The 26,506-nt window shown below is 34.4% G+C and carries 29 protein-coding genes and 4 pseudogenes; 9 read left to right on the plus strand and 24 right to left on the minus strand.

Annotated elements, in window-relative coordinates; genetic code table 11:
* Nucleotides 1–305 precede the first annotated feature (305 nt).
* From sstT to FG383_RS10300, 3 genes are all read right to left on the minus strand, one after another.
* Nucleotides 306–1,538, minus strand: coding sequence for a serine/threonine transporter SstT (gene sstT, locus FG383_RS10290; RefSeq protein ID WP_142607377.1), 1,233 nt, complete (start codon nucleotides 1,536–1,538; stop codon nucleotides 306–308).
* A gap of 321 nt (nucleotides 1,539–1,859) precedes the next feature.
* Complete coding sequence (locus FG383_RS10295) at nucleotides 1,860–2,636, minus strand: YibE/F family protein (protein ID WP_142607326.1); 777 nt, start codon at nucleotides 2,634–2,636, stop codon at nucleotides 1,860–1,862.
* Nucleotides 2,633–3,772, minus strand: coding sequence for a YibE/F family protein (locus tag FG383_RS10300; RefSeq protein WP_142607327.1), 1,140 nt, complete (start codon nucleotides 3,770–3,772; stop codon nucleotides 2,633–2,635). Before FG383_RS10300 ends, FG383_RS10295 begins: the two co-directional genes overlap by 4 nt.
* 266 nt (nucleotides 3,773–4,038) lie before the next feature.
* Here FG383_RS10300 and FG383_RS10305 point away from each other — a divergent pair, with 266 nt between their 5' ends.
* Together FG383_RS10305 and FG383_RS10310 are read left to right on the plus strand one after the other, a co-directional pair.
* Nucleotides 4,039–4,383: a MerR family transcriptional regulator gene (locus FG383_RS10305; RefSeq protein ID WP_142607328.1), complete on the plus strand. Its 345-nt coding sequence runs from the start codon at nucleotides 4,039–4,041 to the stop codon at nucleotides 4,381–4,383.
* On the plus strand, nucleotides 4,380–4,832 hold the full coding sequence (locus tag FG383_RS10310; protein WP_142607329.1) for an SRPBCC family protein: 453 nt from the start codon (nucleotides 4,380–4,382) through the stop codon (nucleotides 4,830–4,832). Before FG383_RS10305 ends, FG383_RS10310 begins: the two co-directional genes overlap by 4 nt.
* A gap of 44 nt (nucleotides 4,833–4,876) precedes the next feature.
* Here the strand turns inward: FG383_RS10310 and FG383_RS10315 are convergent, their stop codons facing one another.
* The 5 genes from FG383_RS10315 to FG383_RS10330 form a co-directional block, all read right to left on the minus strand.
* The gene (locus FG383_RS10315) at nucleotides 4,877–5,716 is read right to left on the minus strand and encodes a hypothetical protein (RefSeq protein ID WP_142607330.1); all 840 of its coding nucleotides are present in this window, start codon (nucleotides 5,714–5,716) and stop codon (nucleotides 4,877–4,879) included.
* Nucleotides 5,717–6,057: 341 nt separating this feature from the next.
* Nucleotides 6,058–6,222 (minus strand): hypothetical protein, encoded by a 165-nt coding sequence (locus tag FG383_RS20895; protein ID WP_185907907.1) that lies wholly within the window; start codon nucleotides 6,220–6,222, stop codon nucleotides 6,058–6,060.
* Between the two features lie 32 nt (nucleotides 6,223–6,254).
* The gene (locus FG383_RS10320) at nucleotides 6,255–6,638 is read right to left on the minus strand and encodes a hypothetical protein (protein ID WP_142607331.1); all 384 of its coding nucleotides are present in this window, start codon (nucleotides 6,636–6,638) and stop codon (nucleotides 6,255–6,257) included.
* On the minus strand, nucleotides 6,631–6,879 hold the full coding sequence (locus FG383_RS10325; RefSeq protein ID WP_142607332.1) for a DUF6429 family protein: 249 nt from the start codon (nucleotides 6,877–6,879) through the stop codon (nucleotides 6,631–6,633). The genes FG383_RS10320 and FG383_RS10325 overlap by 8 nt, the downstream gene beginning before the upstream one ends.
* A 197-nt stretch (nucleotides 6,880–7,076) precedes the next feature.
* Complete coding sequence (locus tag FG383_RS10330; RefSeq protein WP_142607333.1) at nucleotides 7,077–8,021, minus strand: DMT family transporter; 945 nt, start codon at nucleotides 8,019–8,021, stop codon at nucleotides 7,077–7,079.
* 997 nt (nucleotides 8,022–9,018) lie between these two features.
* Between FG383_RS10330 and FG383_RS10335 the strand changes: the two genes are divergently transcribed.
* On the plus strand, nucleotides 9,019–9,657 hold the full coding sequence (locus FG383_RS10335; protein WP_142607334.1) for a 2OG-Fe(II) oxygenase: 639 nt from the start codon (nucleotides 9,019–9,021) through the stop codon (nucleotides 9,655–9,657).
* Between the two features lie 163 nt (nucleotides 9,658–9,820).
* Here the strand turns inward: FG383_RS10335 and FG383_RS10340 are convergent.
* A pseudogene (locus FG383_RS10340) lies at nucleotides 9,821–10,022 on the minus strand (DUF3977 family protein).
* Between the two features lie 296 nt (nucleotides 10,023–10,318).
* Entirely contained in the window at nucleotides 10,319–10,564 is a 246-nt protein-coding gene (locus FG383_RS10345) for a hypothetical protein (protein WP_142607378.1), read from the minus strand.
* A 214-nt stretch (nucleotides 10,565–10,778) separates the two neighbouring features.
* Here FG383_RS10345 and FG383_RS10350 point away from each other — a divergent pair.
* Nucleotides 10,779–11,074, plus strand: a pseudogene (locus FG383_RS10350) (2OG-Fe(II) oxygenase); the annotation flags it as partial.
* 61 nt (nucleotides 11,075–11,135) lie between these two features.
* Here the strand turns inward: FG383_RS10350 and FG383_RS20900 are convergent.
* Entirely contained in the window at nucleotides 11,136–11,279 is a 144-nt protein-coding gene (locus FG383_RS20900) for a hypothetical protein (RefSeq protein ID WP_185907908.1), read from the minus strand.
* Nucleotides 11,280–11,537: 258 nt separating this feature from the next.
* Between FG383_RS20900 and FG383_RS10355 the strand changes: the two genes are divergently transcribed.
* Complete coding sequence (locus FG383_RS10355; RefSeq protein WP_246096956.1) at nucleotides 11,538–11,969, plus strand: hypothetical protein; 432 nt, start codon at nucleotides 11,538–11,540, stop codon at nucleotides 11,967–11,969.
* 171 nt (nucleotides 11,970–12,140) lie between these two features.
* Here FG383_RS10355 and FG383_RS10360 read toward each other — a convergent pair whose 3' ends face one another.
* The 5 genes from FG383_RS10360 to FG383_RS10380 form a co-directional block, all read right to left on the minus strand.
* Nucleotides 12,141–12,329 carry a hypothetical protein gene (locus FG383_RS10360; RefSeq protein ID WP_142607335.1) on the minus strand — a complete coding sequence of 63 codons (189 nt, stop codon included), beginning with the start codon at nucleotides 12,327–12,329 and terminating at the stop codon, nucleotides 12,141–12,143.
* Between the two features lie 330 nt (nucleotides 12,330–12,659).
* Complete coding sequence (locus FG383_RS10365; RefSeq protein ID WP_142607336.1) at nucleotides 12,660–13,817, minus strand: pyridoxal-phosphate-dependent aminotransferase family protein; 1,158 nt, start codon at nucleotides 13,815–13,817, stop codon at nucleotides 12,660–12,662.
* A 203-nt stretch (nucleotides 13,818–14,020) separates the two neighbouring features.
* A complete protein-coding gene (locus FG383_RS10370; RefSeq protein WP_246096958.1) occupies nucleotides 14,021–14,371 on the minus strand; it encodes a hypothetical protein in 351 nt (116 codons plus the stop codon).
* 533 nt (nucleotides 14,372–14,904) lie between these two features.
* The gene (locus FG383_RS10375; RefSeq protein ID WP_142607337.1) at nucleotides 14,905–15,144 is read right to left on the minus strand and encodes a hypothetical protein; all 240 of its coding nucleotides are present in this window, start codon (nucleotides 15,142–15,144) and stop codon (nucleotides 14,905–14,907) included.
* Between the two features lie 169 nt (nucleotides 15,145–15,313).
* On the minus strand, nucleotides 15,314–16,015 hold the full coding sequence (locus tag FG383_RS10380) for an ankyrin repeat domain-containing protein (RefSeq protein WP_425467639.1): 702 nt from the start codon (nucleotides 16,013–16,015) through the stop codon (nucleotides 15,314–15,316).
* 113 nt (nucleotides 16,016–16,128) lie between these two features.
* Between FG383_RS10380 and FG383_RS10385 the strand changes: the two genes are divergently transcribed.
* Nucleotides 16,129–17,004: a LysR family transcriptional regulator gene (locus FG383_RS10385; RefSeq protein WP_142607380.1), complete on the plus strand. Its 876-nt coding sequence runs from the start codon at nucleotides 16,129–16,131 to the stop codon at nucleotides 17,002–17,004.
* Between the two features lie 96 nt (nucleotides 17,005–17,100).
* On the opposite strand, the gene FG383_RS10390 is transcribed toward FG383_RS10385, so the two are convergent.
* Together FG383_RS10390 and FG383_RS21645 are read right to left on the minus strand one after the other, a co-directional pair.
* A complete protein-coding gene (locus FG383_RS10390; protein WP_142607338.1) occupies nucleotides 17,101–17,805 on the minus strand; it encodes a response regulator transcription factor in 705 nt (234 codons plus the stop codon).
* A 12-nt stretch (nucleotides 17,806–17,817) separates the two neighbouring features.
* A pseudogene (locus FG383_RS21645) lies at nucleotides 17,818–17,910 on the minus strand (helix-turn-helix domain-containing protein); the annotation flags it as partial.
* 264 nt (nucleotides 17,911–18,174) lie between these two features.
* Here FG383_RS21645 and FG383_RS10400 point away from each other — a divergent pair.
* Nucleotides 18,175–18,327, plus strand: a pseudogene (locus FG383_RS10400) (ankyrin repeat domain-containing protein); the annotation flags it as partial.
* An 82-nt stretch (nucleotides 18,328–18,409) separates the two neighbouring features.
* Nucleotides 18,410–19,714, plus strand: a complete 1,305-nt coding sequence (locus FG383_RS10405; protein ID WP_142607340.1) for a purine/pyrimidine permease — start codon at nucleotides 18,410–18,412, stop codon at nucleotides 19,712–19,714.
* A gap of 445 nt (nucleotides 19,715–20,159) precedes the next feature.
* Here FG383_RS10405 and FG383_RS10410 read toward each other — a convergent pair whose 3' ends face one another.
* Nucleotides 20,160–21,806 carry a DUF2075 domain-containing protein gene (locus FG383_RS10410; protein ID WP_142607341.1) on the minus strand — a complete coding sequence of 549 codons (1,647 nt, stop codon included), beginning with the start codon at nucleotides 21,804–21,806 and terminating at the stop codon, nucleotides 20,160–20,162.
* 435 nt (nucleotides 21,807–22,241) lie between these two features.
* Between FG383_RS10410 and FG383_RS10415 the strand changes: the two genes are divergently transcribed.
* Nucleotides 22,242–22,811 (plus strand): hypothetical protein, encoded by a 570-nt coding sequence (locus FG383_RS10415; RefSeq protein ID WP_142607342.1) that lies wholly within the window; start codon nucleotides 22,242–22,244, stop codon nucleotides 22,809–22,811.
* Nucleotides 22,812–23,188: 377 nt separating this feature from the next.
* On the opposite strand, the gene FG383_RS10420 is transcribed toward FG383_RS10415, so the two are convergent.
* The 5 genes from FG383_RS10420 to FG383_RS10440 form a co-directional block, all read right to left on the minus strand.
* Nucleotides 23,189–24,172: a hypothetical protein gene (locus FG383_RS10420; protein WP_142607343.1), complete on the minus strand. Its 984-nt coding sequence runs from the start codon at nucleotides 24,170–24,172 to the stop codon at nucleotides 23,189–23,191.
* A 15-nt stretch (nucleotides 24,173–24,187) separates the two neighbouring features.
* The gene (locus tag FG383_RS10425; protein ID WP_142607344.1) at nucleotides 24,188–24,610 is read right to left on the minus strand and encodes a hypothetical protein; all 423 of its coding nucleotides are present in this window, start codon (nucleotides 24,608–24,610) and stop codon (nucleotides 24,188–24,190) included.
* Between the two features lie 171 nt (nucleotides 24,611–24,781).
* Nucleotides 24,782–25,588, minus strand: a complete 807-nt coding sequence (locus tag FG383_RS10430; RefSeq protein WP_142607345.1) for a Shedu anti-phage system protein SduA domain-containing protein — start codon at nucleotides 25,586–25,588, stop codon at nucleotides 24,782–24,784.
* A gap of 228 nt (nucleotides 25,589–25,816) precedes the next feature.
* The gene (locus tag FG383_RS10435; protein WP_142607346.1) at nucleotides 25,817–26,257 is read right to left on the minus strand and encodes a methyltransferase domain-containing protein; all 441 of its coding nucleotides are present in this window, start codon (nucleotides 26,255–26,257) and stop codon (nucleotides 25,817–25,819) included.
* A complete protein-coding gene (locus FG383_RS10440) occupies nucleotides 26,232–26,492 on the minus strand; it encodes a class I SAM-dependent methyltransferase (protein WP_142607347.1) in 261 nt (86 codons plus the stop codon). The genes FG383_RS10435 and FG383_RS10440 overlap by 26 nt, the downstream gene beginning before the upstream one ends.
* Between the last annotated feature and the right edge of the window lie 14 nt (nucleotides 26,493–26,506).

Here is a 26,506-nt window from a genome sequence, read left to right on the forward strand (position 1 = left end):
AAAATGTTACCCATATTGATAAAGAAATATTATATTTTTGGATAGCAGTTAAAAATGAGAAAATTAAATAAACAAAGTGAATTTGGGACATATGCGTTCCTGTTACAAATTCAACTATTATCTTTACATCTTTTGTGCGTTCCCTCACTATTTACCACAACTTCATCCAATTAAACCAGACTCCACTTTCGTGCCCAAAAACTTTACCCACTCAAAAAGCCACAATCACCGAATCATCTTCGGTAATCGTGGCTTTGAAATTTTCAATCGCATTCCATTTATTTTTTCAATTGTAATCGTAGTGTCTAGGAATTCATTGTAACCACTTTACCTTCAACACGTTCTTTAGCGTACTCAGCTGTAGCTGTGAATAGTACGTCAGAAGATGAATTCAGTGCAGTTTCACAAGAATCTTGGACAACCCCGATGATAAAACCAACACCGACTACTTGCATAGCAATGTCATTCGGAACGCCAAATAAATTACATGCTAGTGGAATAAGTAAAAGGGAACCTCCTGCAACACCCGATGCACCTGCTGCAGATACAGCCGCAACAACAGAAAGCAGAATTGCAGTCAAAATATCAACTTCAATTCCTAACGTATTTACTGCTGCAAGCGTTAGTACAGCAATTGTTACAGCTGCACCAGCCATATTGATCGTAGCACCTAGCGGAATGGACACTGCATACGTATCCTCATCTAAGCCAAGTTTTTCAGCTAATTTCATATTTACCGGAATATTTGCAGCGGAACTACGTGTAAAGAATGCATAAATACCACTTTCTCTTAAAACCATGAAAACAAGTGGATAAGGATTTTTTCGCGTATAAATGAATACGATTAACGGATTCACTACAAGCGCGATAAACAACATACATCCAACTAAAATTAAAATTAATCTACCGTATTCAGCTAAAGCAGAAAGACCACTTGTTACAATTGCATCAAATACAAGCCCCATAATACCAAGAGGAGCTAGATTGATCACCCATTGTACTACTTTAGTAATAGCATCCGAAAAACTACCTAACATGTCTTTCGTATTTTGATTCGCACTTTTCAATGCAATTCCAAGAACGACTGCCCACATTAATATACCAAGATAGTTAGCATTTACTAACGCATCAATTGGATTAGCAACTACGTTAAATAGTAATGTTTTCATAACTTCCACAATACCTTCTGGTGGAGATAAGTCTTCTGCTCCTGTTGTCAGTGTTAACGTAACTGGGAACATAAAACTTGCTATTACAGCGACAACCCCAGCAAGGAGTGTACCAATAGCATATAGACCAAGAATCGATTTCATATTCGTTTTCTTACCAGCTTTATGACTAGCTATCGCATGCATCACTAAGAATAATACTAATATTGGCGCAACTGCCTTTAATGCACCAACAAATAATGAACCCAAAATGGGAATCCCACTTGCGGCATTAGGAAGCGTGAGAGCTAAGATTACACCGATAATAATACCGATAATGATCCTTTTTACTAGGCTCACTTGATTCCATTTAACTAATAAATTTTTCATCATACTATCCCCCAAAATTTTCTTATAACTCTCTTGTTAAAAAACAAACAATCATTTCTCCCCGTTGAAATAATATGTACTTATTTTAACTTCAAGTAGACTGATATTTTATTTTAACACAATTTTATAAAATTTAATATTGTTATTTTTTGTAAAATACTGGTGGATGAAGGATATTTTCTATATCTGTTTCGACAATGTGATAGATAAATATGCATGCAAAAATACCTCCAGATACAATTATTAGTGATAAATTATATTTGGAGGTTAAAATGCGAGTTGTTTTGATGCTTATCTTTCACAAGGAATAACGCATCTTTTTTATGTGATTTTCTCTTTTGTTTCTTTGTTCCTCACAAAAAAATAAGCAGTAATCCACGTAGTAATCGGGATAACTAGTGTTACTCCGATTCCAGCACAAAAGATTGTAATCATTTCTGAACTAAAAATCTTTGAATTGACAATTTCCCCAACAGAATACGATAAGTCTTTAAACCATATGAGCAATGCTAAATAGCCTCCAAAAAACGCAAAAAACAGCGTATTCGTACTTGTTCCTAATATATCTCTCCCAATAGACAATCCAGATAGGAACAAATCTTTTCGACTAATGTTTGGATGATGATAATGGATTTCCCGCATAGGGGAGGATACTGCTATAGCCGTATCTGTAATCGCACCTATCGTACTCATAATAATTACTGACACTGCAATTTTTATAAAATCTACTTCGACTAATAAAGAAAAAGCTCCAATTTCCCCTATTTCCTCTTCCCCAAAGCCTTGAATCATTGCCTTATTCGTAATGAAGATAATAAATAATAGTAAAATAACAATGCAAATAATCGTGGAAAGAAAAGCTGTTTTTGTTTTACTGTTCACTCCATTAATATAGAAAAGATTGATGCAACTGATCAGTACACATGCAATTAATGTTAAAATCACCGGATCAACATTCGGATCGTTCATTAAAATGACGGTTATGATGATGACAGCAAAGTTGAAAAACAAAGCGAAAAAAGATCGTACTCCTTTTCTTCCGCCAATAAGGGTCATTAATAGGAATAATATCCCCGCCAATACCACTAATACATTCATCGTCTCGCCCTCTTTCTATTCACGAAAAATAATGTTGTATAGAGACCAATTGGAATAGTCAACACAATTCCTATCCCTCCAGCTAATGCTCGAGCCAATTCCAATGAAAGCGTTAGGGAAAGCGTATAACCAAATGGAGCGGCATTCTTAAAATAGAGAATAAGCGTGGGAATCGAACCACTTACATAAGCAAAAAACAAAATATTAGTCATCGTTCCCATAATATCTTTTCCGATTTCCATTCCCGATTTAATCAGTGCTTTTACGGAGATGTTGTTATTTTTCTCGTACAACCCGAAAATCGATGAAGACATCGTAATCGCTACATCCATCACAGCTCCTAAAGAACCGAGGAATAACCCTGCCATAAAGACCATTCGATATGGTCGTGTAATAAATTGCATTTCCTCATATCGAAGTCCCTTTTCACCTGTTACTAATAGAACGAGGTACGTAATTAATAGTGAAATAAAAGTTCCTAGCAAGGTTGCTATAATAGCTGCATATGTTTTCTCATTTAAACCGTTAGCGAGCAACAAAGAAATGACCGTAAACAAAATAACACTTATTCCGCAAATCCATAACAGACTTTGACTGGAATTGTGGATGTAAATATCCAATGCATATGATAAAAGCACGGCATTAAATACTAAACTAATGAACGAAAACAGTCCCTGCCTTTTCCCTACAATCAGTAAGACAAAAATAAATACCCATGCAATCATCATTAAATATTTATCTCGCTTGACTTCCTGAATTGTCCCCGTTAATTCTGCACCTTCTTCCACCTGCTGATCGATTTTAATAAATAACTCATTTCCAATTTCAAACTCATGATCATAGGCTTTGGATTCGGAGTATTCATTTGTTAAATGAATCTCCTTTCCTTTTTCTTCTCCATTTAATAATTCTGCAATAATATGTTGTGTATATACTGCATCTTCATTGCCATTTATATCATTTACTTTCGTCACATCTTCTATAGTTGTTTTTACGACCTTACCTATTGGTTGGTCATAAAAGGAATGGTTATTAAAAACAAAAATAACGGAACCTATAAAACAACATAGCAGTATGATGAGAAAGATTTTGTGCTTGGAGTTCATCTTTTTATATATACTTCCAACGAAATTCATTCATAAACCTCCAATAAAATAATGTGTTCAGATTATAATCTTAGTATAGCTGTAAACAGATGTTACTTATAAATCCAAGACAGAAAATTACTATTGTAGTATATTACCAAATTATTGTTTACAACATAATATTTCTTATAGTTCTGTTTTTTTAGCGAAGAGGTTTTACTTATCCTAATAATACCCTTCTTTTTCTTCAAGCATTAGTAAAAATGGATTGACTCTGTGGTGCACCCCACAGTTTATACTAAAAAGGGAGGCATAGAATGTATAAAATTAGTGAATTTGCAGAGGTAACTGGGTTAAGCAAAGAGACCTTACGATACTATGCAGAAGTTAAATTACTGGAACCAGCATACATTGACCCGGTTAATAAATACCGTTACTACGATGATGGTAGCTATTTTCTAGCTATCCTTTTAGTGAAACTAAAGGGTTTTGGATTTACTATACAAGAAATGATTGCTGTGATGGAAGATGAATCGTTTGCAAATTTGGAGAAGCTTTTGCAACAAAAAAGAATGAATATATCACTTCAAATAGAAAATCTAACAACTAAATTAGAAGAACTAGATGAATTTCTTGAATCAGGAAGGGAGAATGAACAATGATCAAGTGGAAAGAAGAGGCAATAATAGAGAGGAATATTGAGGAAGTATGGAGCTTATTTATGGATAAAAACATTCATAAAATCATGGACAAAGTAGAAGATCACGTTCTTATAGAAAAGCAGGAAAATGAGGTAGGGGCAAAACATAGACAAAGTTATCGGGAAGGAAAGCGGGTAGAGACTTATATTGTGGAAACATTAGCATATGAAGACCTACCAGAGAAAAAGTACAAAAAAATTAGCTTTGTATTAGGAAAAGCTTTTGAAATTACTTTTAGTTTTACATTGGATAAAATGGATGACAATCATACAAAATTCATTTACGAGGGTCAAAATAAAGGCGTGAATTTTGTAGGACGTGCTATGCTTAAATTGGGTAGCGAAAAAAGTAATAATAAAGTGGTACAAGAATTTATGGAAAAAGTGAATAGAGAAGCATTGAAGCTATAAAACAAAACCAGACTTAGCGAACCGCTTGTAGTCTGGTTTTTGGTTTATTTGAATGATAATAATTCTGCTTTAAGGGTACCGTTTTTATCAACAAGCTTGATAATACCAATCCCTGGTGCTAGGTAATACGTATCCCCATTGTTAACTCGAACAACTACAACGTTTTGGAATGTTCCGGCTTTTACTTTAACTGTGCTAGTTGTACTTTCTACATTTACATGATAGAAACCTTCACTGTCAGCTCCTGTTGTATAATATTCTTTCGTTTGTTTACCTTCAGTCAATGGATAAGCAATGTCGAGTAATATCCAATCTGTATGACTGACACCAAACACCAGGCGATCTTTTAATTCAATATAAGTAAAACCATCAATAGAATTACCTTTATAAATTAACAAAGCTTTCGTTATATCATTTATAGAATCATATGAAGTATTAGTAGTAAATTCCTTTTGTGTATGCTCGGTAAAGCTAGGGGAATACACAAGCTTCATCCCTGCCTTCGGTGTAAGCCCACCAATTACTTCTTTATTAAGCAATGCAAGTTTGCCTTTAGATGGAGTTTCATATTTCACTTGAGCACCTTTTTGTACGTAGCTACTTGCTCCTAAACCATATAAACCGCCATTTGTTCCCTTATACGTATAGACTCTATATTCTTCGCCTTTTTTCAGAGTGCGTACTTTATTAAGTGATCCATTTGAACCTATTTTCACTAAATTCGTATCTGCTAGAATTGTTACCTTACCTATTTGTCCTTGTTTTAATTCTGTTTTTCCCCACATAACTTTGTTTGTGGATGCTTCTGCTTGTATATTATTAAAACTTGTAATACCCAACGCCAAAACAGCTACGAGGAACATTTTACTTATTTTTTTGAACAATCCTAACCACTCCCTTTGCTAGACAGTATATCATATTAGAAAAACGCAGAGAATTTAGAGCAAGATTTTACATGGAGAAGAGGATCTGGTTAGAGCAGCCCTCCCCCATGTATACCCTCTCAATTTTTCGCCCTGTTTTCATAACCATCTACATATGCTCTACATCTAGTAATTTCAATACCAATGTAAGTTATTAATTCTAAATATCTATCTATCTCCGCATTATCAATAGCTTCACTGAATGGTTTTCTAATATTTATTAGACTAGCAACCTGTTCAATTCTCTAAAAGTAAAATCGCGATTTCTCATCGCAAATTATAATTTCCTTTTCAAGCTTGTGTTAGGATTGTGTTTTAGCCTTCACAGCAATAATCTTTAATTGATCACCGTACTCTAGACTTATAACTTTCCTTGCTTGGGTAGAAGTCCTTGCTGTCACTGGTATTGTTTGCAACTTGCCATTAATTTCAGCATGAACTGTAAAGCACTTTGTTCCGCATTTCATGAGTCGCACCTCTTCATTTGCTTTCCGGTTTGTTATTTCTTCCTCTGTTCAAAGCATTGTTGAATAAACTCTTTTAAGACCTTCATTTTTTCCTTCGTATCTACTACTTCTAGTGGAACAAATACTTCATTATTTTTCAATTTGAACTTTCTTAGCTCGGTAATATCAAAAGCTAGCTGTCCTTGAATTTCTCGCTGAAGTTGTTTACCTAAATCGGTCTTCTTATCTCCTGGAGCAACGTGAAGTATTAAACATTGATAATTTTTACTTCCGTGTAATGTTGCAATTTTGGGCTGAATACCAACAAATGAAAATGGCTTATAACCTATAATTAAATTCTTTTCAGCAATCGTACATCTTACTTGAAAACTCATTAAATATTGATGTAATTCATTGAATGCTAGTAAATTATTCATCTTTCTTCTCTCCCATAATATATTTCTCTATAAGCTGCTTTGCTTGTTCAATCCCTGCTTCTGTTAAATATACAGATTTTGATTTTATGCCACCACGTAAATAATCCCGGTCCTGCAATTGGTCAAGCGCATCAAATGAATAGCCTTTCCAACTTCTTCGTATTGTTTCCGGAACATCTTCTTCCTTCCAGGACGTTAAATAAAGTAGAAGTAATGTTAGCTCTTCAATTTCTTTTTTCATTTTTATACCTCACTTTTTTAGATTTTAAATTCTGGACTATTCAGAGATATAAAGTCATCTTAGCCAGTCTTAACTGTTGCTTGTTGTAAATACTATAATAATTAATTTACCATAAACAAATAAAAAAGAACGCACCATATAAAATGATCCGTTCATCCTAATATCCTCTAAATAATTGCTTTGACCTAATCAATTTTTTACTTCTTTAGGTTTCCTGATACGAGTATAGAACCTAAAAGTACGATGATCGCACCTGCGACAAATTGTAAACTAATCGGGGTACCAATAAACACAATCTCGGTTACGATCGCCCAAAACACATACGTATTATTGAGTGATTGCCCCCTAGCTGCTCCGATTAAATTAATCGACGAATAGTATAAAGAATAATTAGCAGTTCCTAAAAAACCGGCTATAACGATGATCCATACGATATTAGATGTCGCTGCTTCAAATACTAAAGGATAACCATGAATAAATGGTACAATTATGATGGCATAACTGAGAGCGGAAGTAATTTGCCTTATATTAATCGCGTATAGCGGAACGACATCTTTTCCTCTCATTCCCCAAGCGCCGATTACCCCTTCAATTCCCCAAAATATGGCGGCCCCTAATGAAAACAGTATTCCGATGAAAAAGTTACTTTCGGTGTCAAACTTGGTTGGCATATATGCTAATACAATTACCCCAATAATACTCAAAGCAACGCCAGACCAAGTTTTTTTGTTCATTTTTTCCTTCAAAAAAAAGAAAGCAAGCACAGCTCCTATGCCCGGAAATATAGAAGCAATACTTGCTGCATAAGTTACTCCAGCATATTGAATACCAAGAAAATAAAAACTCATTGCCAAAGGTCCACCCGACAATGCTCCTAATACTAAAATCGCGCCACTCTTCGTTTTAAACAACTTTAAGACATGTATAAATTCGCCCTTTACAATCATAAGTAAAGATATCCAAAGTGAAGAGAAAAAATCATGCATGAACGCTGCAATAAGTGGAGCAAGCATTACAGCTTCCTTAAATGGGGTACTCGCTATTATGAAGCCAATCAATACAGTATCTACACCCCATGCAATCGCGGAAGTAGCCCCTAAGCCTATCCCCTTTTTAACTTCTTTCACACTTTTTTTAGTCATCAACTTCACCTCTTCTCGAAAAATCAGTTCTTTGGAATGACCCTACGTCACTAGTTAATTTTCTCAATATACAAGTAATAATTAATTGCAATATCTAAACTTCAGAAGGGTATTATAAGATGAAAGATGAGGACGAAAATGTGTAGTCACACATGCCCTATAGAAAAACATAATACGTTTTCATTGCTTATCATTTCTTTGTACCGGCTTACAATTTATTTTTAATTTGTCTATCATGAGTGTGGATTATACATCCCCCAAAAAACAGGATGAGATCAACACTTTCCCATTTTCCTTTTTTTCGCATATATTTTATACACAAAGGTAATTAAGCCTAATTAGAGGAAAAAACAAAAAAACAGAGAAAATGTCTCTCTGTTCTTCCATCTAACTATTCAATTTACTTGCTAGATAATTAGCATTTCAAACCAATCGGAATCATTACTTTTACAGTTGATTAATAATCATATCCAATACATCTTTTGGATTCCACCAAGCAAGAATCTTCCCCGAATTCTATCTTTTTCGATCTAGCGTTGTGACTTATTACAGTCTCCACAAAGGATAAATCAAAATAATAAGTTTATGTTTTTTAGATTCTGTCATATAACACCATCCTAACTATATATTTTTTCACTATTTCCTTTTAAATAATTCAATTTCACCCTGTCATTCAAATCAAACCAATACTCAGAGTAACATGTGAGGACAATTAAAAAAGATCATTTGCTATTTGCGCATAAAACGGTCAAATGTAAATAGTAGATTCTCTTCAAGAGGATTGGTTATTAAGACCCTATATTTCCAAAAACCCTTTTGATATTTTTTTCACAAAGTTGCGATATATAATAATATTATGATAAAATAAAATGAAATTTATTCCAAAAATCAGTATAAGTGCATACCCATCTAAAGTAAAAGAAGACCTTAACACGTATAGTCATTACCCAAAACTTAGTAGTTTAAAAAATTTAATAGTTTAAGAGGGGCTTTGAAGATGAGAACAGAGAATAGAGAGCAAACTATATTTGATCACGTTGGAAATAAAATAATTACGGATAGAGAGATCGACATAATCACTAGATTAGAAGAGCCATTGATCGTGATGTTAGGAAATGTTTTAAGTAACGAAGAGTGCGAGGAACTAATCAGATTATCTAAGGACAAAATGAAACGTTCCAAAATTGGAGCAACACGCGAAGTAAATGAACTGAGAACAAGTAGTAGTTCATTTATCGAAGAAAGTGAAAATGAAATTGTTGCTAGAGTCGAAAAAAGGATTTCAGCTATCATGAATATACCGATTGAACATGGAGAAGGCATTCAAATCCTTCAGTATACTCCTGGTCAAGAGTATAAAGCCCATTATGATTTCTTTTCATCAACAAGTAAAGCAGCGAACAATAATAGAATTAGTACACTCGTTATGTACTTAAACGATGTAGAACAAGGCGGAGAAACTTTTTTCCCTAAACTGAATTTTTCAGTATCCCCCAAAAAAGGGATGGCCGTTTATTTCGAGTATTTTTATAACGATCAAACTTTAAATGAGTTAACATTACATGCTGGTACGCCTGTTATCACTGGTGAGAAGTGGGTTGCAACGCAGTGGATGAGGAAACAAAAATTAAAGTGAAAAGTAGGTTCCCTTCAAGGGGGATCGGCTATTAAATTAGTAATAACCCATCTGGATCGTTAACTCAAGGATGGGTTATTTTTATGGTTAAATGAAAGAATTCATACAATCAAATGGCAAAGTAACCATCTTGAAGTAACGTACCACGTTAGTGAAACAGGATTTAACCACTGACTATACCAAATATAACTTTAATTTCGTTACGGTTTTTCTTTTGTCTTTTAAAACCTTCTTTTAAATCTGCTATTAAAACTGTTTGGTCCTTTTATGCCTTTCTCCTCATGTTCCGTGCCATCTTCTAACTCTGTTTCAGTCATAATTTTCCATATGTTTCCTATTCCGAATTCAATGAATTTCAAAATCACCCCACCCCAATACCCAATAACATAATTAACAACATGATCCGAGCTTACTTGCCTTGTTTAGTTGTTGTTTGTTTCTTCTGCTGTTGTTGGTTGCCGTTCTCTCTCCTTGCCTTGCCAATACTTCACTGATGTTGTTCTTAGGTGTGTTCTATCGTTTCCCTTACCTTCTATCTAGCTACTTCTATATGCTTCTTTTTTTGTGGTTACTTATGATAGTGACTTTTAATAGGATGCTAGATTGCATTGCTGCGTTGAGATGCTACCTACCTCGCTTGTGTAGATTATTGTGCCGAACCTCACAACCCTTTTCTTCTATGTATGTTTAGGGGGTATATCTGTGCTTGTGCTTGTTTTTTCCCCTCCTTTTCCAATTCGATTAAACGTGAACCTTGTTCATAGAGTTTTTTCAGTGGGATTCCTCTTCTATTAGCAGCACGTTCAATTAGCTTAATTTCTGAGTAATACATTGCATCGGATAAAATGCCTTTATCTATATTTCGATTTATTTGATAAAAAAATCCTGCTAACATTTCTGTTGGCATTGTATCATAAAGTGAGTCCTCCAATTATTACACCTCCTTATATTTTCATTATACGAAGTATTTAGAAAATAAAAACTAGTAAAGATTTACATTTAGTAACTATGGAATATGTAAATTTTTAGCGTGTGGCTTTTGAGGTGGGTTCATTTTTTGTTCCCTGTGTAAGAAACAATCGTGAAAATTACAACTTTCACGTTTGTTTGAATTAATGTGAATGTTTCTATCACAGGGACAGAATTTAATTACAGACAGAGAGATTGGCATTATCACTAGATTAGAAGAACCATTGATCGTGATGTTAGGAAATGTTTTAAGTGACGAAGAGTGTGAGGAGCTAATCAGATTGTTGTTTAAAGACAAGATGAAACGTTCAAAAATTGGAGCAACACGCGAAGTAAATGAACTGAGAACAAGTAGTAGTTCATTTATCGAAGAAAGTGAAAACGAAATTGTTGCAAGAGTCAAAAAAGGATCTCATCTATTATGAATATCCCCATTGAACACGGAGAAAAAAGAACATCGAATAAGAAAAACATAGGGAGCTTTTAGTCTTCCTATGTTTTCATTCATATTATTTATCTGTTTGTTTTTTTTTCAAATACTCCGCGCGTATTTTTTCAAGTTGCTGCTTTTTATCAAATATGGCAGGCTTGTTTTTTTCATGATACTTTGCCACAGCCATCTTACTTTTGGTATCCAATTGATATTTTCCCACTTTGTTCACCTACTTTTCTTGTCTTTAAAGAGAATCTATTCAACAAAAATAAAATACCTTATTTTACTGAAGTAAACCTTTTTACTTTATTAGTATACTCCCTAACCTGTTTTTTTTCCCTGTGTCAGAAACAATCGTAAAATTACAACTTTCACGTTTGTTTGAATTAATGTGAATGTTTCTATCACAGGGACAGATTTTAATAGCTGGACATTGTTTTTTCAGCTCTTTTGGCTGTATTTATTTTGTGGAGTTGTTTTGGCAGGGTTTGTGTATATATTAAAAGGCGATCGAGTAGAAGTGGAAGTGAACTGGGATTATAAAGGAAAAACGAAAATAATGATTGAGCTGACCGATTACCGCAAGCATCCGTTCAACATTTCGCTGTTCATCTACATCCTAGTCATTGTAAGCTTTGTATTAAGCAAGCATTGGGGCATTCCGTTCTATATGGAGACTGGAGGCAACTCACGCTATGTCACTTCCTTACCAAGCATTTCGGTTTTACTATCCTGTCTCATGGTGGTCAGTGCGTTTATTTATATAATCAGTCAAGGGGATTTCTTTGGTTTTCGAAAAGCAGAGCCTAGCTATGATAAGGTCATGTTCATCCATTTTGCTGAAATCTGCTTTTGTGGTCCCGTCTTAATGATTTGGTTGTTCATCGTGATGAATGCTCTGTATGTGTAATTTAGGTGAATTTCTGAACAAGAAAAATGAGAAACTCAATTATTGCGTAGTTTCTCCTATCGATTTAAATAGATTTTTGATTTTTCCCCTGTGGCAGAAACAAACATGAAAATTGGTACATTCTCGATTATTTGAATTAACATGAATGTTTCTAACACAGCTATATTTTAATCAGTCATATCCTTTCAATAATCGATTTCGACGATTCGTTGCATTTCTTGCTTCCGACTCCTTGGCTATCTGATCCTTCCGTAATTGCCCATTTAAGCGTGGGTCTTGTAATCGCATTGTACCCCATCCCGACGGTCCAACTTTTTTACTTACTTTCTTTATTTCACCTTCAAAAAACAACATGTCCATTCCTCCCTCCTATAAATTGATCAAAGAAGACAATTAATATAAACTTCCCCTCTCCCTAAAATATGCAAACAACTTAGATATATAAAGGTTATGCGCACAGTGAAAAGGAATTTAGTTAGACATGCAATGCTTAAAAATATGAATAAAAAATATCATTTGTAGTTATTAATAGATTGTTTCATACAAGATTAATAATCTCCGTACAAAGCAAGATAATCGTTTGGTCCCTGTGCTAGAAACAAACATGAATGTTGGTATACAGCAAAAGATATTAGTAAACTAAATAAAGACCGAATGATGTTTGAGCATCAATCGGTCAAATATAACATATTACTTTCCTGATGAGGACAAGAAAACACGCTGTGCTGCACTTACTCCGGCTCCAGCCTCAAATGGATAGGAAAAATCCTGCAAGCCTGATTCGATTAGAGAAACTGCTTGAAGTATGTCGCTTGGTAAGCAATATCCCATATGTCCGAATCTGAAAACCTTGCCTTGAAGAGAACCAAGACCACCAGCAAAATCAATGTGATACTTATTCTTTAAATGGCTTAAAAAGTCTGCAAGATCCAATCCTTCTGGGGTCCGGATCGTCGTAATTGTTGGTGATGCATACTCATCACTTGTTAACAATTCAATGGATAGGGCCTTCATAGATTCCCGAACCATATTTTTCATAATCTCATGGCGTTCAACTGTTTTCGAAAATCCGCCTTCCTCTTCTATTAAATCGCACACAGCGGAAAGTCCCATAATGAGCGAAATCGCTGGAGTATTAGGGGTCATTCCTTTTTCTGCCCAATCACGATAGCTTAATAAATTTAAATAATAGGCATTAGTGTGATTAGCTTCTATCACTTTCCATGCCCTTTCACTTACAGCTACAAAGGCAAGTCCCGGAGGAAGCATCATCGCTTTTTGAGAACCTGTTACCAAAATATCAATACCCCACTTGTCCATTTCTGCAGGGGCACCCCCGATACAGCTCACACCATCCACGATAAAAAGCGCATCCGAATGATTGCGTACTGCTTCTGCCAATTGCTCGATAGGATTTAAGATTCCTGTAGAAGTTTCATTATATGTCGCAAACACGGCCTTAACATTCGATAACGGCTTTAAAAAGTCAATCAGATCTTCCTTGGTACAGGCCTGTCCCCACTCTTTTTCAAGTTTATGTACTTGCAAGCCATGCTTTTCACAGATTGAAACGAAATAATCTCCAAATGCGCCTACTGTAATGACGACTACTTCATCTCCTGGCGAAACAGTGTTTAACACAGCTGCTTCTAATGCTGCTGTACCGCCTGAAGGAATAAGCAAAATATCCTGCTTCGTCCCAAAGATAGGTTTCACACGTGCAGTGGTTTCTCGATATAGCTTAACAAATTCTTCCGTTCGATGACTAATCATATCCTGAGCCATTGCTAGTTCTACTTTTTTAGGAATTGGAGTTGGTCCCGGATGTCTAAGAATATTTCGATACATAGTTTTAATCTCCTTTTTATTTTTTATGAGTGTATGCTCCCTGTGTCATATGCAAATTAGAAACTATGCATAATTGTTTTGAAGTTATGTCTAACTCAGGGAACTTTTCCACTTTTTATTCTTCTTTAATTATACCCATTCCATCCATGAATTTCTTAATAGAACCCTCGTTCTTTAATAATTCGCTTAAATACAACAATTCATCAAACTCTTGGATCTGCGTCATAATAAATCATTCCCGGATCGATAAAAGGCTCATAAACGATAGTACAAATATCCTGTCCTCCTATATTTACATGAAAGCCTCTCTCTAAATCGGAAATATATTTATTTGTACAATTCAAGTCATGTACTGCTGATTCAAAGGATTGTCCATTATAGAAGAAAAATAGTTTATGATCTTTAACATAAATGCCTACTACCTGGCCACTTTCACTTATTCCCCCAATTCCTTGTCTGCTTCTATGGCTGCCCTCCGTTTTGATGATTGAATAAGTATTATTATCAATCAAAATGTATAATCCTAGTTTTGAATAATTACGCAATATAATCATTATACTAGACTCCTTATAAATAGAAATTTTTATTTCTCTACGACATCATTCTATAATAATGATTTAAGGGAACTATTATGCCTCCTCCCTCTCTTCAAAACACTTTAATAACCATTTTCATAAAGGTTTTAAGCTAACATTAAATTGTTTGACGTTTGATAGGCTTACGTTGCTTGTAATATTATCTTTCGATTGCATGAAGATTGGTAATGTTAGTCGTTCGTTCGCATATGGCCATGTGGTAAATTTTCACCAAAAGTGCATTACTTAAATTTTTGAAGAGGCGAGAGAGAATAAATTTTCGAACACAAAAAATACAGTTACATTTCCCTCCAAATGTAACTGTATTTTTAGAGTCACATGGAATGCCCGTTCCTTGTTAAGTACTCTTCTTATACTCAACTACTTCAACAAAGGGTACCGACCACAAACAAGTCTCTACCTATCAAGTAAATCCCTACAGTCTTTATACCTCTCGGCTCCCTGTTTCCTGCATGTACACAATTCATTAGATGTTTTTCATCTACACACTTCTAATGTTTTGATTTGTACAACTTACCTTTATGCATCAACAATCTTTTTTTCGGTAGTCTGGCAACTGCTTCTGCACTGCAACTAGCATCCACAAATACAAAAATTGCTTCCTCACCAATCTTTGGCCATTCTTGTGTACTTTCTATATTCAGTGGAGTCACACCTTGCGTAATTAAACTTAAACTCTGACGTAACGAACGTTCTTCCGATTTCCCTGTATAGTCACAAAAATTATGCACTTTTTCTAAAATATCTCGAGAAAAATTATGACTCCAAGAATCGTAAAAACCATCACAACCTAATGCAACTGGTGCTTACGGTCATTTTCACTTCCTAATTTGATCGCTTTCTTCTTCCATTCTTGTTTTGTCATTTTAGTCACCACTTTTTCATGCTCAAATATGACGATTATGCACCAGCTTCTTTCAAAATACGCTCAATTTCTTTAAATCCACGTCTTTCCGCATGTTCTAATGGGGTAACCCCATCTCTATCACTAATATTGACATCAGCACCATGATCAACTAATAATTGTACGATTTCTTGATAATTTTTCCTTCCATCCCCCAAAATGACTGCTTCTAATAATGCAGTCCAATGGAAGTTATTAAGGTGATTCACGTCCGTATCAGAGTTAGTTAAAAGCTCCTCCACAATATCCACATGTCCTCGATCTGAAGCTGGGATGAGCGCAGTTCCACCAAAACGATTTGTGATTGTTGTATCAGCTCCTGCTTGAACAGCAAGTTTCACGATTTCCAGCAAACCTTCTGCTCCAGAATATAAAAGCACATTATCCATATTGTTATTGCGGATATCTATGTCTGCCCCTTGTTCGATAAGTATCTTAACAGTATCTACATTATTTTTTTGCGTCGCAGCCATTACAGCCGTAACTCCCTGATTATTTGTCGCATTAATACCTGCTCCGCCTTCTAATAATTCTAAAACGGTTTCTATGTCTCCTTCTGTTGCTGCAGAAACTAACTGTTGTTCCACATTAGTTCCCCCCTTTTTTTCTATTTGTGAACCTTCTTCTGAGTCTGGAGTCGTGCTACATGCGGTAAGCATAACTACGAGGAAACTTATACTAATCCCTTTCAGCTTCATAATAGCCTGCACCTCCTTTATAAACATGTTATCATCAGAATACTCATATGAAAAATATTAATAAAATTTGCTTTACTAATTTTTTTCATATATAGAATGGAAGGATGTTAATGATGGATATTAAGCAACTACGCTATTTTATTGCAATTGTAGAAGAAAGAAAGATTTCTGCTGCTGCTAAAAGACTTCATATGTCCCAACCACCATTAAGCCAGCAACTGAAAGCTATGGAGAAGGAGCTCGGTTCAAAATTAGTTGAGAGAAGTGGAAAATATTTAGAACTGACAGAGGCAGGAAATGCTCTATACAAAAATGCTTTACAAATAACTCAATTGATGGAGGAAACCAAAACAGAAGTAATGGAAGTTGGTAAAGGCTTAAATGGAAGGCTCACTATTGGAGTAAACACCTTTTCTATTAACCGATTGCCTCATATTCTTGAGCAATTTCAAAAACAATTCCCAAAGATTACATATAAAATTCAACAAAATGAATCTTCCCATCTTTGCCAATTAGTCAGGGACCGAATTGTAGAATTAGCAATTATCCGCATGCCACTAAATCTAGACGATTTTTCTGTACTTCATTTATGTAACGAGCCATTTTATTTTGTCACTTCTAAGGAACATCCATCATTTGATGAAGAAATCTCACTTACTGATATTCAACATCACCCTCTCCTCTTACCAAGTACAGAGGGACTAGGTGTGCATTACTTGATTTTAGAAGCGTTTTCCCGTTTCAAACTACAACCTAATATTGTTGGGGAGTGTTCTGATATTAGTCTTTTGATGGATCTAGTTACAGCTGACTTTGCTGCATCTATCGTTCCAGAAACCTTACTTCAACGATTTCGAGGATATCCGGTAAATGCTTATCGGATATCAAGCACAACCAAGTTGACTGGATCAGTTGGAATAATATGGCTCAAAGATCATAACTTATCCAAGGCTGCTCAAAATTTTATAGAAATGATTCAAACTGTATAAAGTAATCACTTTAGGTTTTATTTTGCACATCCAACTAAGAAAATGACAAAGTAAAAACCCAATTTCTCCTTAATAAATAAAGAAATTGGGTTCTTTTTAGTTATTATTAAATCTATACCCAGAACCCCAGATTGTTTCTAAAAATACTGGATTTTTCGGATCGAATTCTATCTTTTCTCGCAGTCGTTTAATATGAACAACAACGGTTGATGTATCACCGAGTGAATCCAAACCCCAAACTCGTTCAAATAAATCTTCTTTACTAAACACTTGATTTGGGTGCTTCATGAGAAATTTCAATAATTCAAATTCCTTTGTCGTCAAATTAATTTCTTGGTCAAAGGAAAATACTTTATGTGATTTTGCATCCAAACGAACATCATTTACTTCTAAGATTTCATCCGATATTGACTGAGGTCCTTTTGTTAAACGCTCAAAACGATTTAAGTGTGATTTTACACGAGCGACTAACTCATTAGGACTAAAGGGTTTCGTAATATAATCATCCGCACCAAATCCAAGCGCACGGATTTTATCGATATCTTCCTTTTTAGCAGATACCATCAAAATAGGTGTATCCACTTCCTCACGTAATCTTTTACAAATTTCAAATCCGGTCATACTTGGGATCATGATATCCAGTATGATTAAGTCATATTTTCCAGTGAGCCCTTCTTCTAAACCAACTAATCCATCGGCAACGATATTGACATTCATCTCATTTAGCTCCAGATAATCCCTTTGCAATTCTGCTATATCCTGATCATCCTCCACTAATTTTGTCCCTGACACTTTTTCCATCACTTTTAATTATTGGCTCAGCGGTGGTTGTGAAATATGTAATCTTTTGGCTGCAGCTGAAACCTTTCTTCCATAATCCGTTATGAAATACCGTAACTGTCTTATATGACTGAAACCTCCTTGTATATGAAAAAGATAAGAAAAACTTACTTTTTTAATATTTCCCATATGATATCAAATAGAATATCATTACTTTATGATTTATCAATTATCAAACTCTCGTATTCCGTATAAGGATACAGGGGGCATACCTACACCTACACTTTAGGGGGAGACTTTATATGTTGAAAAGGTTAATTGGATTGATAAGTTGTCTTGTTCCGCTTCAAGGGTGCGATTCTAATGATAGAGAAAAGCCAATAGGCCATGGAAAATGGAAAGATCAATATCTTTAGAGAACTGATTCAGCATAGGGCTGATGTAAACCTTCCTGATAAAAACAACGTGACCCCTTTGCAGCATGCCCATGTTAGAGGATTTAAAGAAATTGAAGAAATTTTGTTAACAGCGGGTGCAAAATAAAAAGGCCATAATCAGGAAAAACCTTGATCATGGCCAGATTTTTCCCAAAGCTGAAATTACATAGATTGTGCAGGTGAATGTTTTGGATAAGAAATATATTAACGGAACGCTTAGTACGTTCCAATGGTTCATCTTCCTTTTGGCGAATGCGATTGCTCTGCCGATTGTAATTGGCGGGGCGTTCGGCCTTTCCATTGATGAAATCACCTCGCTCATGCAGCGTGTCTTCTTCATCGTCGGAATCAGTTCATTCCTTCAAGGATTCATCGGTCACAGGCTCCCTCTTGCAGACGGTCCTGCTGGCTCATGGGTCAGCATATTCGTCATGCTGGCAGCAATGGCGATCCAACAGACTGGTGACCCGCAGACAGCTTTGCCGCTCCTTATGGGGGCTGTGTTCTTTGCAGGTATTCTTTTAATCGTACTCGGCATCAGTGGACTTGTGCAAAAAATCTTGTTTCTCTTTAGTCCGCTCGTTACTGGAACGTTTCTACTGCTGCTCGCTCTGCAGTTGAGTGGTGTATTCCTTGAAGGGATGCTTGCAGTAAAAGGGGACCCGGCTGTACCTGACTATGGCATGGCAGCGATTGCCTTCTTCGTCTTTATCTTTGTCATCCTGCTCTCCAACAAGGGGAAAGGCTGGGTGAAGAGCTACGCCGTTCTTATCGGTATTCTTGCAGGATGGCTCGTTGCACTTGTCCTGGGCAAGGCATCAATCAGTACGCAAACACAGTCAGCGATATTCCAAGTTCCGGAACTGCTTGCTTGGGGATTGCCGAAGTTGAATGCTGGGATGATTGTTACAGCAATTCTGTTTTCTTTCCTGCTCATCTCCAATACGATTGCTGCGGTTACCGCGGTCCGGCAATCTCTTGGCAATGATTCGAAGAATTTCGAGTCGACAATCAATCGCAGTTTGTTTACAGGCGGCATATCTCATATTCTTGCATCTGGCTTTTCATCGCTCGTGGTCGTGCCGCTCCCTGTCACGGCAGGCTTCTTGCAAATGACTGGTGAGAAGAAGATCCAGCCATTCCTGTTCGCGAGCATGGCACTTGCTGTTCTCGCACTCATTCCGTCCATCGTCCATGTATTATCTCTTCTTCCAGGTCCGATTGCGAATGCAGCTTTGATGGCTTCTTTCATTAATATGATTGCGATTGCGCTAACGTCACTTACGAAGGAAATACTCGATCAGCGCAGACTGTCCATCCTTGGCATTACGCTTTTGATCAGCATTGGCATCATGTTCCTGCCGACCGGTCTTTTCAGCACACTGCCAGCGGTCATCCAGGATATCGTCAGCAATGGCCTTCTTGTTGGAACGATTCTTGTCATATTACTAGAGCAGTTCTGGAAACCGCAACGTATATCAGAAAAGAATTAATTTGCCCATTGGATCTACGTCAATATCTTGGACACAAAAAAGCCATTACACAAGGTGGTAGAACTGAATGTATTGTTAGAAGAGTTATAAGCAAATGATTGTCACACAAATATTAAAGTGTAAGTTTTCCACAAAAAATAAAGCATAAACTTTCCAAACGGAAAATTTATGCTTTATTATACTTAAATTACTGCTCCAAGTGATTGGAGATTTTTATATACTTTAATTATTCTCCCCTAAGTTTAGAATCCATATTATCTAGTTTTGGATAGAGCTAACAGCCGGATTCATGCGAAAGGATTTAGCATAGTTGTACAGTTGGGTTTGACACTCTAAAGCTCCCTACCACTATACTCTCAAACGTTCCCTCATAATTAGAACCCTCTCCCATTCACGATTGTTTGAATTAACATGAAGCTTTCTAGTACAGGGTAATTTCTTAAAGTTACTCATGTTTTTCAATCGTCTTTTGATATTCTAATAATTTTTCACGTAATGCTCCGTCACTTGCGTAAATATATAGCCCCCTAATTCCACGCTTCATCAAAATGTTGATGGAATTAAGAACGATTTTTTCTTTCGCTTCATTAATATTTTCAATACCTTCTGTACCTGTGTAAGCACCTTTATCCATGTATTTACTTGTATCAATAACAATTTCATCTTTGGTTGCATCATATTGTACAGAAGGGCCAAGGACAACGCCAACGTAATTTAAATCAAAGCCTTGAATTGTATAAATCGAGCCAGCTTCATTAACTGTCTCTGCTTTTTCAGCCCATGTGTATTTGGTACTCGTTGTGTTCCACGGCATTTTATATTCACCGGTGGATTCTTTCACGTAATATGTACCTCCATCTTTTTTATGTAAGTAATCGAAAGTTGATACAACACGACTTAGACCAAATGCATTGTTTTGCTCCTTAATTTTTTCGTGCATATCTTTCATATTTTCAAACACTGTAAATTCATAGTTTTTATCTTTCGGAAATGGCTTTAACTTTTTACGTTTAAAAGAGTTAATCCAGTTAATCACATCATCGTTTGCTTGCATACGGAACTGGTTTGTTAATTGGTATTCCTCATGGTAGGTACTAAGCTTCTTTAATTGCTGTAACGTTGCTGCACCCCATAAACTTTTCAACTTTAACACTTGATCCTGATCATAAATAATGACAACTATTTTAGCTAACTTCAGTAGTTCCTCTAAATGATTGTTACCGTGGAAGTTGTTGTACGTATCAGATTTCGTTAATAATAAATGTGCCTCATCCACGAAAATGATATCTACTTTTTTTCTCTCTTTTTGCAACTTATTTACAAGAGGTGTTGGCTTTGCAAAATTCTTCCCTTTTAGATGTTTCACTTGTTTCGCAATACCTTTGTACGTCTTGAACATTTCTTCATGGTTCACGACTAAATAATTTTCTGTACCAAAAAGATTAGTGGATGCTTCCTCCGCACGTTCCTGAATCGTATTAAAAATCGAACTTAGCACGACGCTTTTTCCAACGCCAGCCTCACCTTCAATGACTAATAAGCTGCCATATTCACTTGTATTTGCTTTTACCTGCTTCTCACAAAATTCGAGTACTTTTTCTTTTAATTCGAGTTGTTCTAGGGATAGTTCTTTAAATGGAGATAATTTAAAAATGTCTTTGTTTTCGATTACATGTAACTCATGGTCGACAAGCTTTTGTTCATGCAACTTCTGCCAAAGTTCCTTAAATAATTGTTGATCGTAATATGGCTTGTTGTAGTAGTTGTGGGTAAAATCACTTGCCGTTTTACTTTTATTTTGAAGAGTATATTTCTCATCACCTAGAAAGTAGTTAATGAGTTTCGTCTCTAAGTGGAACGTTGCCGAACGATTAAACTTCTCATGCTTAATGAGATTAATTTGGTCGATATTTTTACGTACTTTTAAATGTGCCTTCATCCGATTTTTAAAATAAACCGTCTCACCTATGTAAGCTTCCTTATTGCCATTTAACACGTAAATGACTGGATAATTTAAATATTGCTCTTTGTTGTTGATTTGATTAATGCTTTCTTGTTTGAATGACCATGATAGTATTTCGATTGCTGGCAATGTGTGTACCTACTTCCTATGTATCAAAAGAAATAATTTATTATAAAACTCAATTTAAATTCAGAATTTAAACAAAACTATATGGTATTATTATATCAAGTTTTCAGGACCATGCGATACATATAATTCTATATTTACCATTATTTTATATAGGGAATTAATTTTGAAGGAGATGGTATGAAGAAATATATAACTAGAACAGATTTTATTGTTAATCTATTTATTCTAAGTATATTTTGGACAATCATTGATGCTATTTCTTATTTTTAGTTATCGAATCTTATGGTTTATCAAATACCCCTTCCTTAATTCTTCTTGTCAATTGTAAAAAAATACTTGACTCACACTATTCAAATCTCATGTGTCAAACAATAATATATATGGTATCTCCAACCTTCGATGATATAATTAGTAAAAAAGACTGGTGGTATTTTAATGGATATTTTGTTAACAATTTTACAATTAACTATATTATTTGGTGGTTGGTTTTTATATTCCTATCTTAAAAAATTGCCTGATCAAGTACATGCAAAAAACTTAAAAGCCTTTGAACTTGATTTAAATAAACAGTTAGAAGAATTTAGAAACAAATTAACAACGGATTTAGAGTTAATGAAGATAAATGAATCACAATTACATATTCATAAAACTCAGGAATTTGCTAAATTAGTTGAATACCTTTTACTCAATCTGACGGATAAGGACTATGTTAGAAAGTTGGGAACAGACCAAAAAACTCAAAAAGAACATAACAAAAAAATGTTAGATTTAGGCACTAAATTATTTTTCTTTGCTTCTGATGTAACAGTAAAAAAATTTGTAGAATGGAGAAGATACGGATTAACTGTGAATACACCTAATTATGAATCAAAGCAGATTATTATCTTATTAGCAGAACTTATTGTTCTAATAAGAAAAGATTTAGGATATAGTGAAACTCAATGTACAAAAGATGACTTTTTACATATCATGCTTAAAGATTGGGATGCATATCAAATTTCTTAAGGGTAATAATTTGTTATCCTTTTTTAATAACATCAAAAAGGTCTTAAAAGTATTGCGTATATTTTTCATACACCAGACCCGATCCATTCAACCCTCTAACCTCTGTCCCCTTTAGTGAGTTCAACGTGTTGCTAACAATAATTTCCCGAAATAAAATAAAGCATAAACTTTCCAAACGGAAGATTTATGCTTTATGTCACACGACACTGTATGAAATCATATGATTTCGATATATGGAGACGGCGGGACTTCAACCCATGCCTCTCTAAAACGCTGTCATATCAATGTTTTTAGGCGTTTTTCAGGCCTTTTTAATATCTCTGACCACGGTTTTGACTATGTTTTTTAAAAATTGCTTACGGAGGCAAGAGAAAAATTTATCCTTTTACTACACTTAACTCATTTTTATAATACTTGTATACCTTTGAAAACATCTCTTCATTATCATTGTCTACTTTGTTACCAAATACAATTAAATTAAGTTTTCTATTTTTATAAAAAATTATCTTGTTAAAATACTTAATCACTTCTCCAACTTTATAATTTAAAATAGTTGATATTTTTCTTTCATTAACTTGATACATGTAAAGACCATTATTTCCTTGTACAATGCAATTTTTACCATTTATAATCAATTTCACTGGAAAATCATCATTCGGTAATTTAAATGTATCAATTATACTATTATCTAATGTATTTAAAACAATTAATCCTTCTACAGCATCTGCGATATATAAATGTAAATTATTTTTATTATATTTTACATCTTGAGGATCCTGGAGTTTAATTTTCTCTACAGTAGAGTACCAGAGAGAATCTTTAATCTCTTTATTATAGTAATCTATTCTTAATATTCCCTTACCACGTAATGCTAAAAAAATTATATTTTCACACAAATCCATATCTGAAATTACATTATTACCTTCTCCAAAATAATTATCTAGGCTTATATCACAAATATATTTAGGTGAGAATGGATTAGATATATTAATAACTACCAATCCTCTGTCTTCTGAAACAGCAAATAAAAGCTTACTTTTATAATCGATTTTTATTTTTGTGCATTCAACTATTTTTTTCAAATATTGTTCTTCTTTAATTAATTTATCATTTTCTAATTTAAAGCAATGTAGTTGGTTAGGAGTCGTCACATATAATGCTCCCTTGTACCCTAACATATCATTAATATATTTTTCATCGCTTTGTAACTGAAAGGTATATGTTTTGATATCTTTTCTATAAGGTTTAAACCAATTATTAGGAAGCGGAGTAGCTTGAATTTCCCCATTAGTATAAGCTGTAAAAACCGTAGAATTATAAACTAGCATAGTTGAAACATAGCCTGGGATATTATAATCCATAAATTTGCTCCTTTATCATAATCGTTTCCGTTTTTTTAACCTCGGAATATCGTCTTCATTTATATATCCCTCGCTAATCCAATAATGTAACAGTTTCTCATCTATTTCGTATCCTTTAGTAAAAGGAATTATAGGATAACCATGCCATCTATCAAAATTATTTGTTACAACAGGGAAATATCCAAATTGTTCATTGTTTGTGCCAACTATATCGTAGTTTTCTAAAAAACCCCATAGATTATTCTCACTATCTGTCCAAGAGGATCTTTCAGGAGAGTGAACATTATTAAAATCACCATAATCTGCATTATCAAAAGTCTTCTTTTCTAAATCAAAACTTTTCCATTTATTATAATCATTTCTTGCGTTATGACGATGTTTTTGGATTGATAAATATTGTCTTCTTCCTGAAAGTCTATTATATTCGAGAGTAGTCAAATTACTTGTCCCCTACCTTATGTAAATTCATACTTTATTTCGTATGATATCTTTATTTAAACTAGTCTTAATTCTTTATTTAGATTTATTATCTTACTGCTCCCATAAATACATTAACATTCCAAGCATTTAATAATTCCACATAATTATGAAATGAACGAATGTTAAAAATTAGAAAGAATCTTTACCTATGAGTTCTAATGTGTAATCAATTAAATTATCATAATGGAGAATCTTAATACCACTCGTTCTTTCTTCATTTCTTCGTATTTCATAGGCCTTCTCACTACTACACCTATAATGCGCTCTTCTCCCGGCAATAACAATATAATGTCTCCTTGATGAATCGTTTAGATAGAATTCATTTGGTAAAGACTGATTAGTTTTAATAGCTTTATTAAATTCTATGGACATATTATTAAAATGTACTTCCAATGTCCTTCTCCAATCATTGACCTGATTGATTCCCTTTCTATAGGATTGAGCATAGTCTGCAGTTGTAGATAAAAAAGCATTATCTGACGGGTGTTCTAATTCAATAAATATAAATTCATAACCTCCAGATCCTTTTCCAACTAATAAATAATCTACTCGATGCGCTCCTGCCAATGGGAATTCCTTAAATAGATAGGCTTCGTGATGTCCGAAATTGTAGAATTTAAATATAGATGCTATCAAAATGTAGTATTCATTTTCGTTTATGAAATTTAACATTTCTTGTTCATTAGGATTTGTATCTAATTTTTTTTGGTATTCGGTACACATAGTTTTAATGGCTTCAGAGTCTTTTAACTCTACTATATCCAAGTAATTATTAGGAAAAAGATGTTCAAAATGACGTGCAGCTTTTGGATATTCTCTAAATTTATTTACCCTTCCAAATCGTTTTCCAGTGAGTTCAGAATCTCTTATTTGTATGTATTTTTCTTCATCATCTATAGATAAAATTCTATAATCTTTTTCTTTATATAGTTTCAAAATATCCCCACCTAAGTTTAGTCCAAATAGCCCAGTCATCTTACTAGAATCTGGTGTTAAAATAATACAAGTGTACAATATACTTAATAAACTTTAAATCAATAATTAGAACTCTTAAACTATTAATGTTTCTAACACAGGGTAGCTGTTTTATTGTTTTAATTTCCTTTACTTGACTTATTTTATAATTAGAAATTCTACTTTTAGTTTCTTTTTAAACATAATCCTCTATTCTTTTTTACACAAGATCCACTGAAAAAAATGCTCTTCTATTTCATGTTGAGGAATCCATTCTATCAATTTTTTATAACCTTCAGGAAGATATTTCTCAAGCGAGTACAGTCCCTGCTTTTTTAAAATTGAAAATCCTGTTTCTTCAATCATTTTCACCAAATCATTAGGTATAAATAATTCACATCGTTCATCAAAACTTCCCTTCATTATCTTCTCCTTATATCTCCACAAAGCGAAATCCACAGATTTGGATTGTTCATAAACCTCTGCAAACCTCCCTGAGGGACTGCGAGTTATAAGAGAAAATATTCCATTAGATTCAAGCCATGAATGCATTTTGTGTAGTTGCTCTTTTGGAGCAGGAAGATAGCCTAATACATTATGACAACTAATAAATGAAAAGGAATTTTCAAAAGTAGATGAATGATAACTCATCTATATCCTTTTCTTCATATTTTAGATCTATACTATTAGCATTAGCTTTACAAAACTCGATGTGTTCTCTACTTTTATCTATACCAAGTACTCTTAAATTAAAATTATTATTTAAGAGTCTTGTTAGCCATCCCCTACCACAACCAATATCTATGGCCTCGCCACAAGTAAGTAAGATAGGAAACTCCTTTATTAAAGAATCTTCAAGTTCGTCATAAAAAGGATCAAAATTCACTTCATCAACTCCTT

This window comes from Psychrobacillus soli (genome assembly GCF_006861775.1).
Classification (GTDB): Bacteria; Bacillota; Bacilli; order Bacillales_A; family Planococcaceae; genus Psychrobacillus; species Psychrobacillus soli.

Bases quoted from the DNA above. Each gene is read 5' to 3' on its own strand.
- FG383_RS10390 (WP_142607338.1), bottom strand. From the start codon at position 17,805: ATGGAAAAAGTGTCAGGGACAAAATTAGTGGAGGATGATCAGGATATA.
- FG383_RS10295 (WP_142607326.1), bottom strand. From the start codon at position 2,636: ATGAATGTATTAGTGGTATTGGCGGGGATATTATTCCTATTAATGACC.
- FG383_RS10335 (WP_142607334.1), top strand. From the start codon at position 9,019: ATGAGAACAGAGAATAGAGAGCAAACTATATTTGATCACGTTGGAAAT.
- FG383_RS10300 (WP_142607327.1), bottom strand. From the start codon at position 3,772: ATGAATTTCGTTGGAAGTATATATAAAAAGATGAACTCCAAGCACAAA.
- FG383_RS10415 (WP_142607342.1), top strand. From the start codon at position 22,242: ATGGATATTTTGTTAACAATTTTACAATTAACTATATTATTTGGTGGT.
- FG383_RS10345 (WP_142607378.1), bottom strand. From the start codon at position 10,564: ATGCCAACAGAAATGTTAGCAGGATTTTTTTATCAAATAAATCGAAAT.
- FG383_RS10305 (WP_142607328.1), top strand. From the start codon at position 4,039: ATGTATAAAATTAGTGAATTTGCAGAGGTAACTGGGTTAAGCAAAGAG.
- FG383_RS10365 (WP_142607336.1), bottom strand. From the start codon at position 13,817: ATGTATCGAAATATTCTTAGACATCCGGGACCAACTCCAATTCCTAAA.
- FG383_RS20895 (WP_185907907.1), bottom strand. From the start codon at position 6,222: ATGAAATGCGGAACAAAGTGCTTTACAGTTCATGCTGAAATTAATGGC.
- sstT (WP_142607377.1), bottom strand. From the start codon at position 1,538: ATGAAAAATTTATTAGTTAAATGGAATCAAGTGAGCCTAGTAAAAAGG.
- FG383_RS10380 (WP_425467639.1), bottom strand. From the start codon at position 16,015: ATGAAGCTGAAAGGGATTAGTATAAGTTTCCTCGTAGTTATGCTTACC.
- FG383_RS10385 (WP_142607380.1), top strand. From the start codon at position 16,129: ATGGATATTAAGCAACTACGCTATTTTATTGCAATTGTAGAAGAAAGA.
- FG383_RS10420 (WP_142607343.1), bottom strand. From the start codon at position 24,172: ATGGATTATAATATCCCAGGCTATGTTTCAACTATGCTAGTTTATAAT.
- FG383_RS10320 (WP_142607331.1), bottom strand. From the start codon at position 6,638: ATGAATAATTTACTAGCATTCAATGAATTACATCAATATTTAATGAGT.
- FG383_RS10330 (WP_142607333.1), bottom strand. From the start codon at position 8,021: ATGACTAAAAAAAGTGTGAAAGAAGTTAAAAAGGGGATAGGCTTAGGG.
- FG383_RS10310 (WP_142607329.1), top strand. From the start codon at position 4,380: ATGATCAAGTGGAAAGAAGAGGCAATAATAGAGAGGAATATTGAGGAA.
- FG383_RS10435 (WP_142607346.1), bottom strand. From the start codon at position 26,257: ATGAGTTATCATTCATCTACTTTTGAAAATTCCTTTTCATTTATTAGT.
- FG383_RS10325 (WP_142607332.1), bottom strand. From the start codon at position 6,879: ATGAAAAAAGAAATTGAAGAGCTAACATTACTTCTACTTTATTTAACG.
- FG383_RS10360 (WP_142607335.1), bottom strand. From the start codon at position 12,329: ATGGACATGTTGTTTTTTGAAGGTGAAATAAAGAAAGTAAGTAAAAAA.
- FG383_RS10370 (WP_246096958.1), bottom strand. From the start codon at position 14,371: ATGATTATATTGCGTAATTATTCAAAACTAGGATTATACATTTTGATT.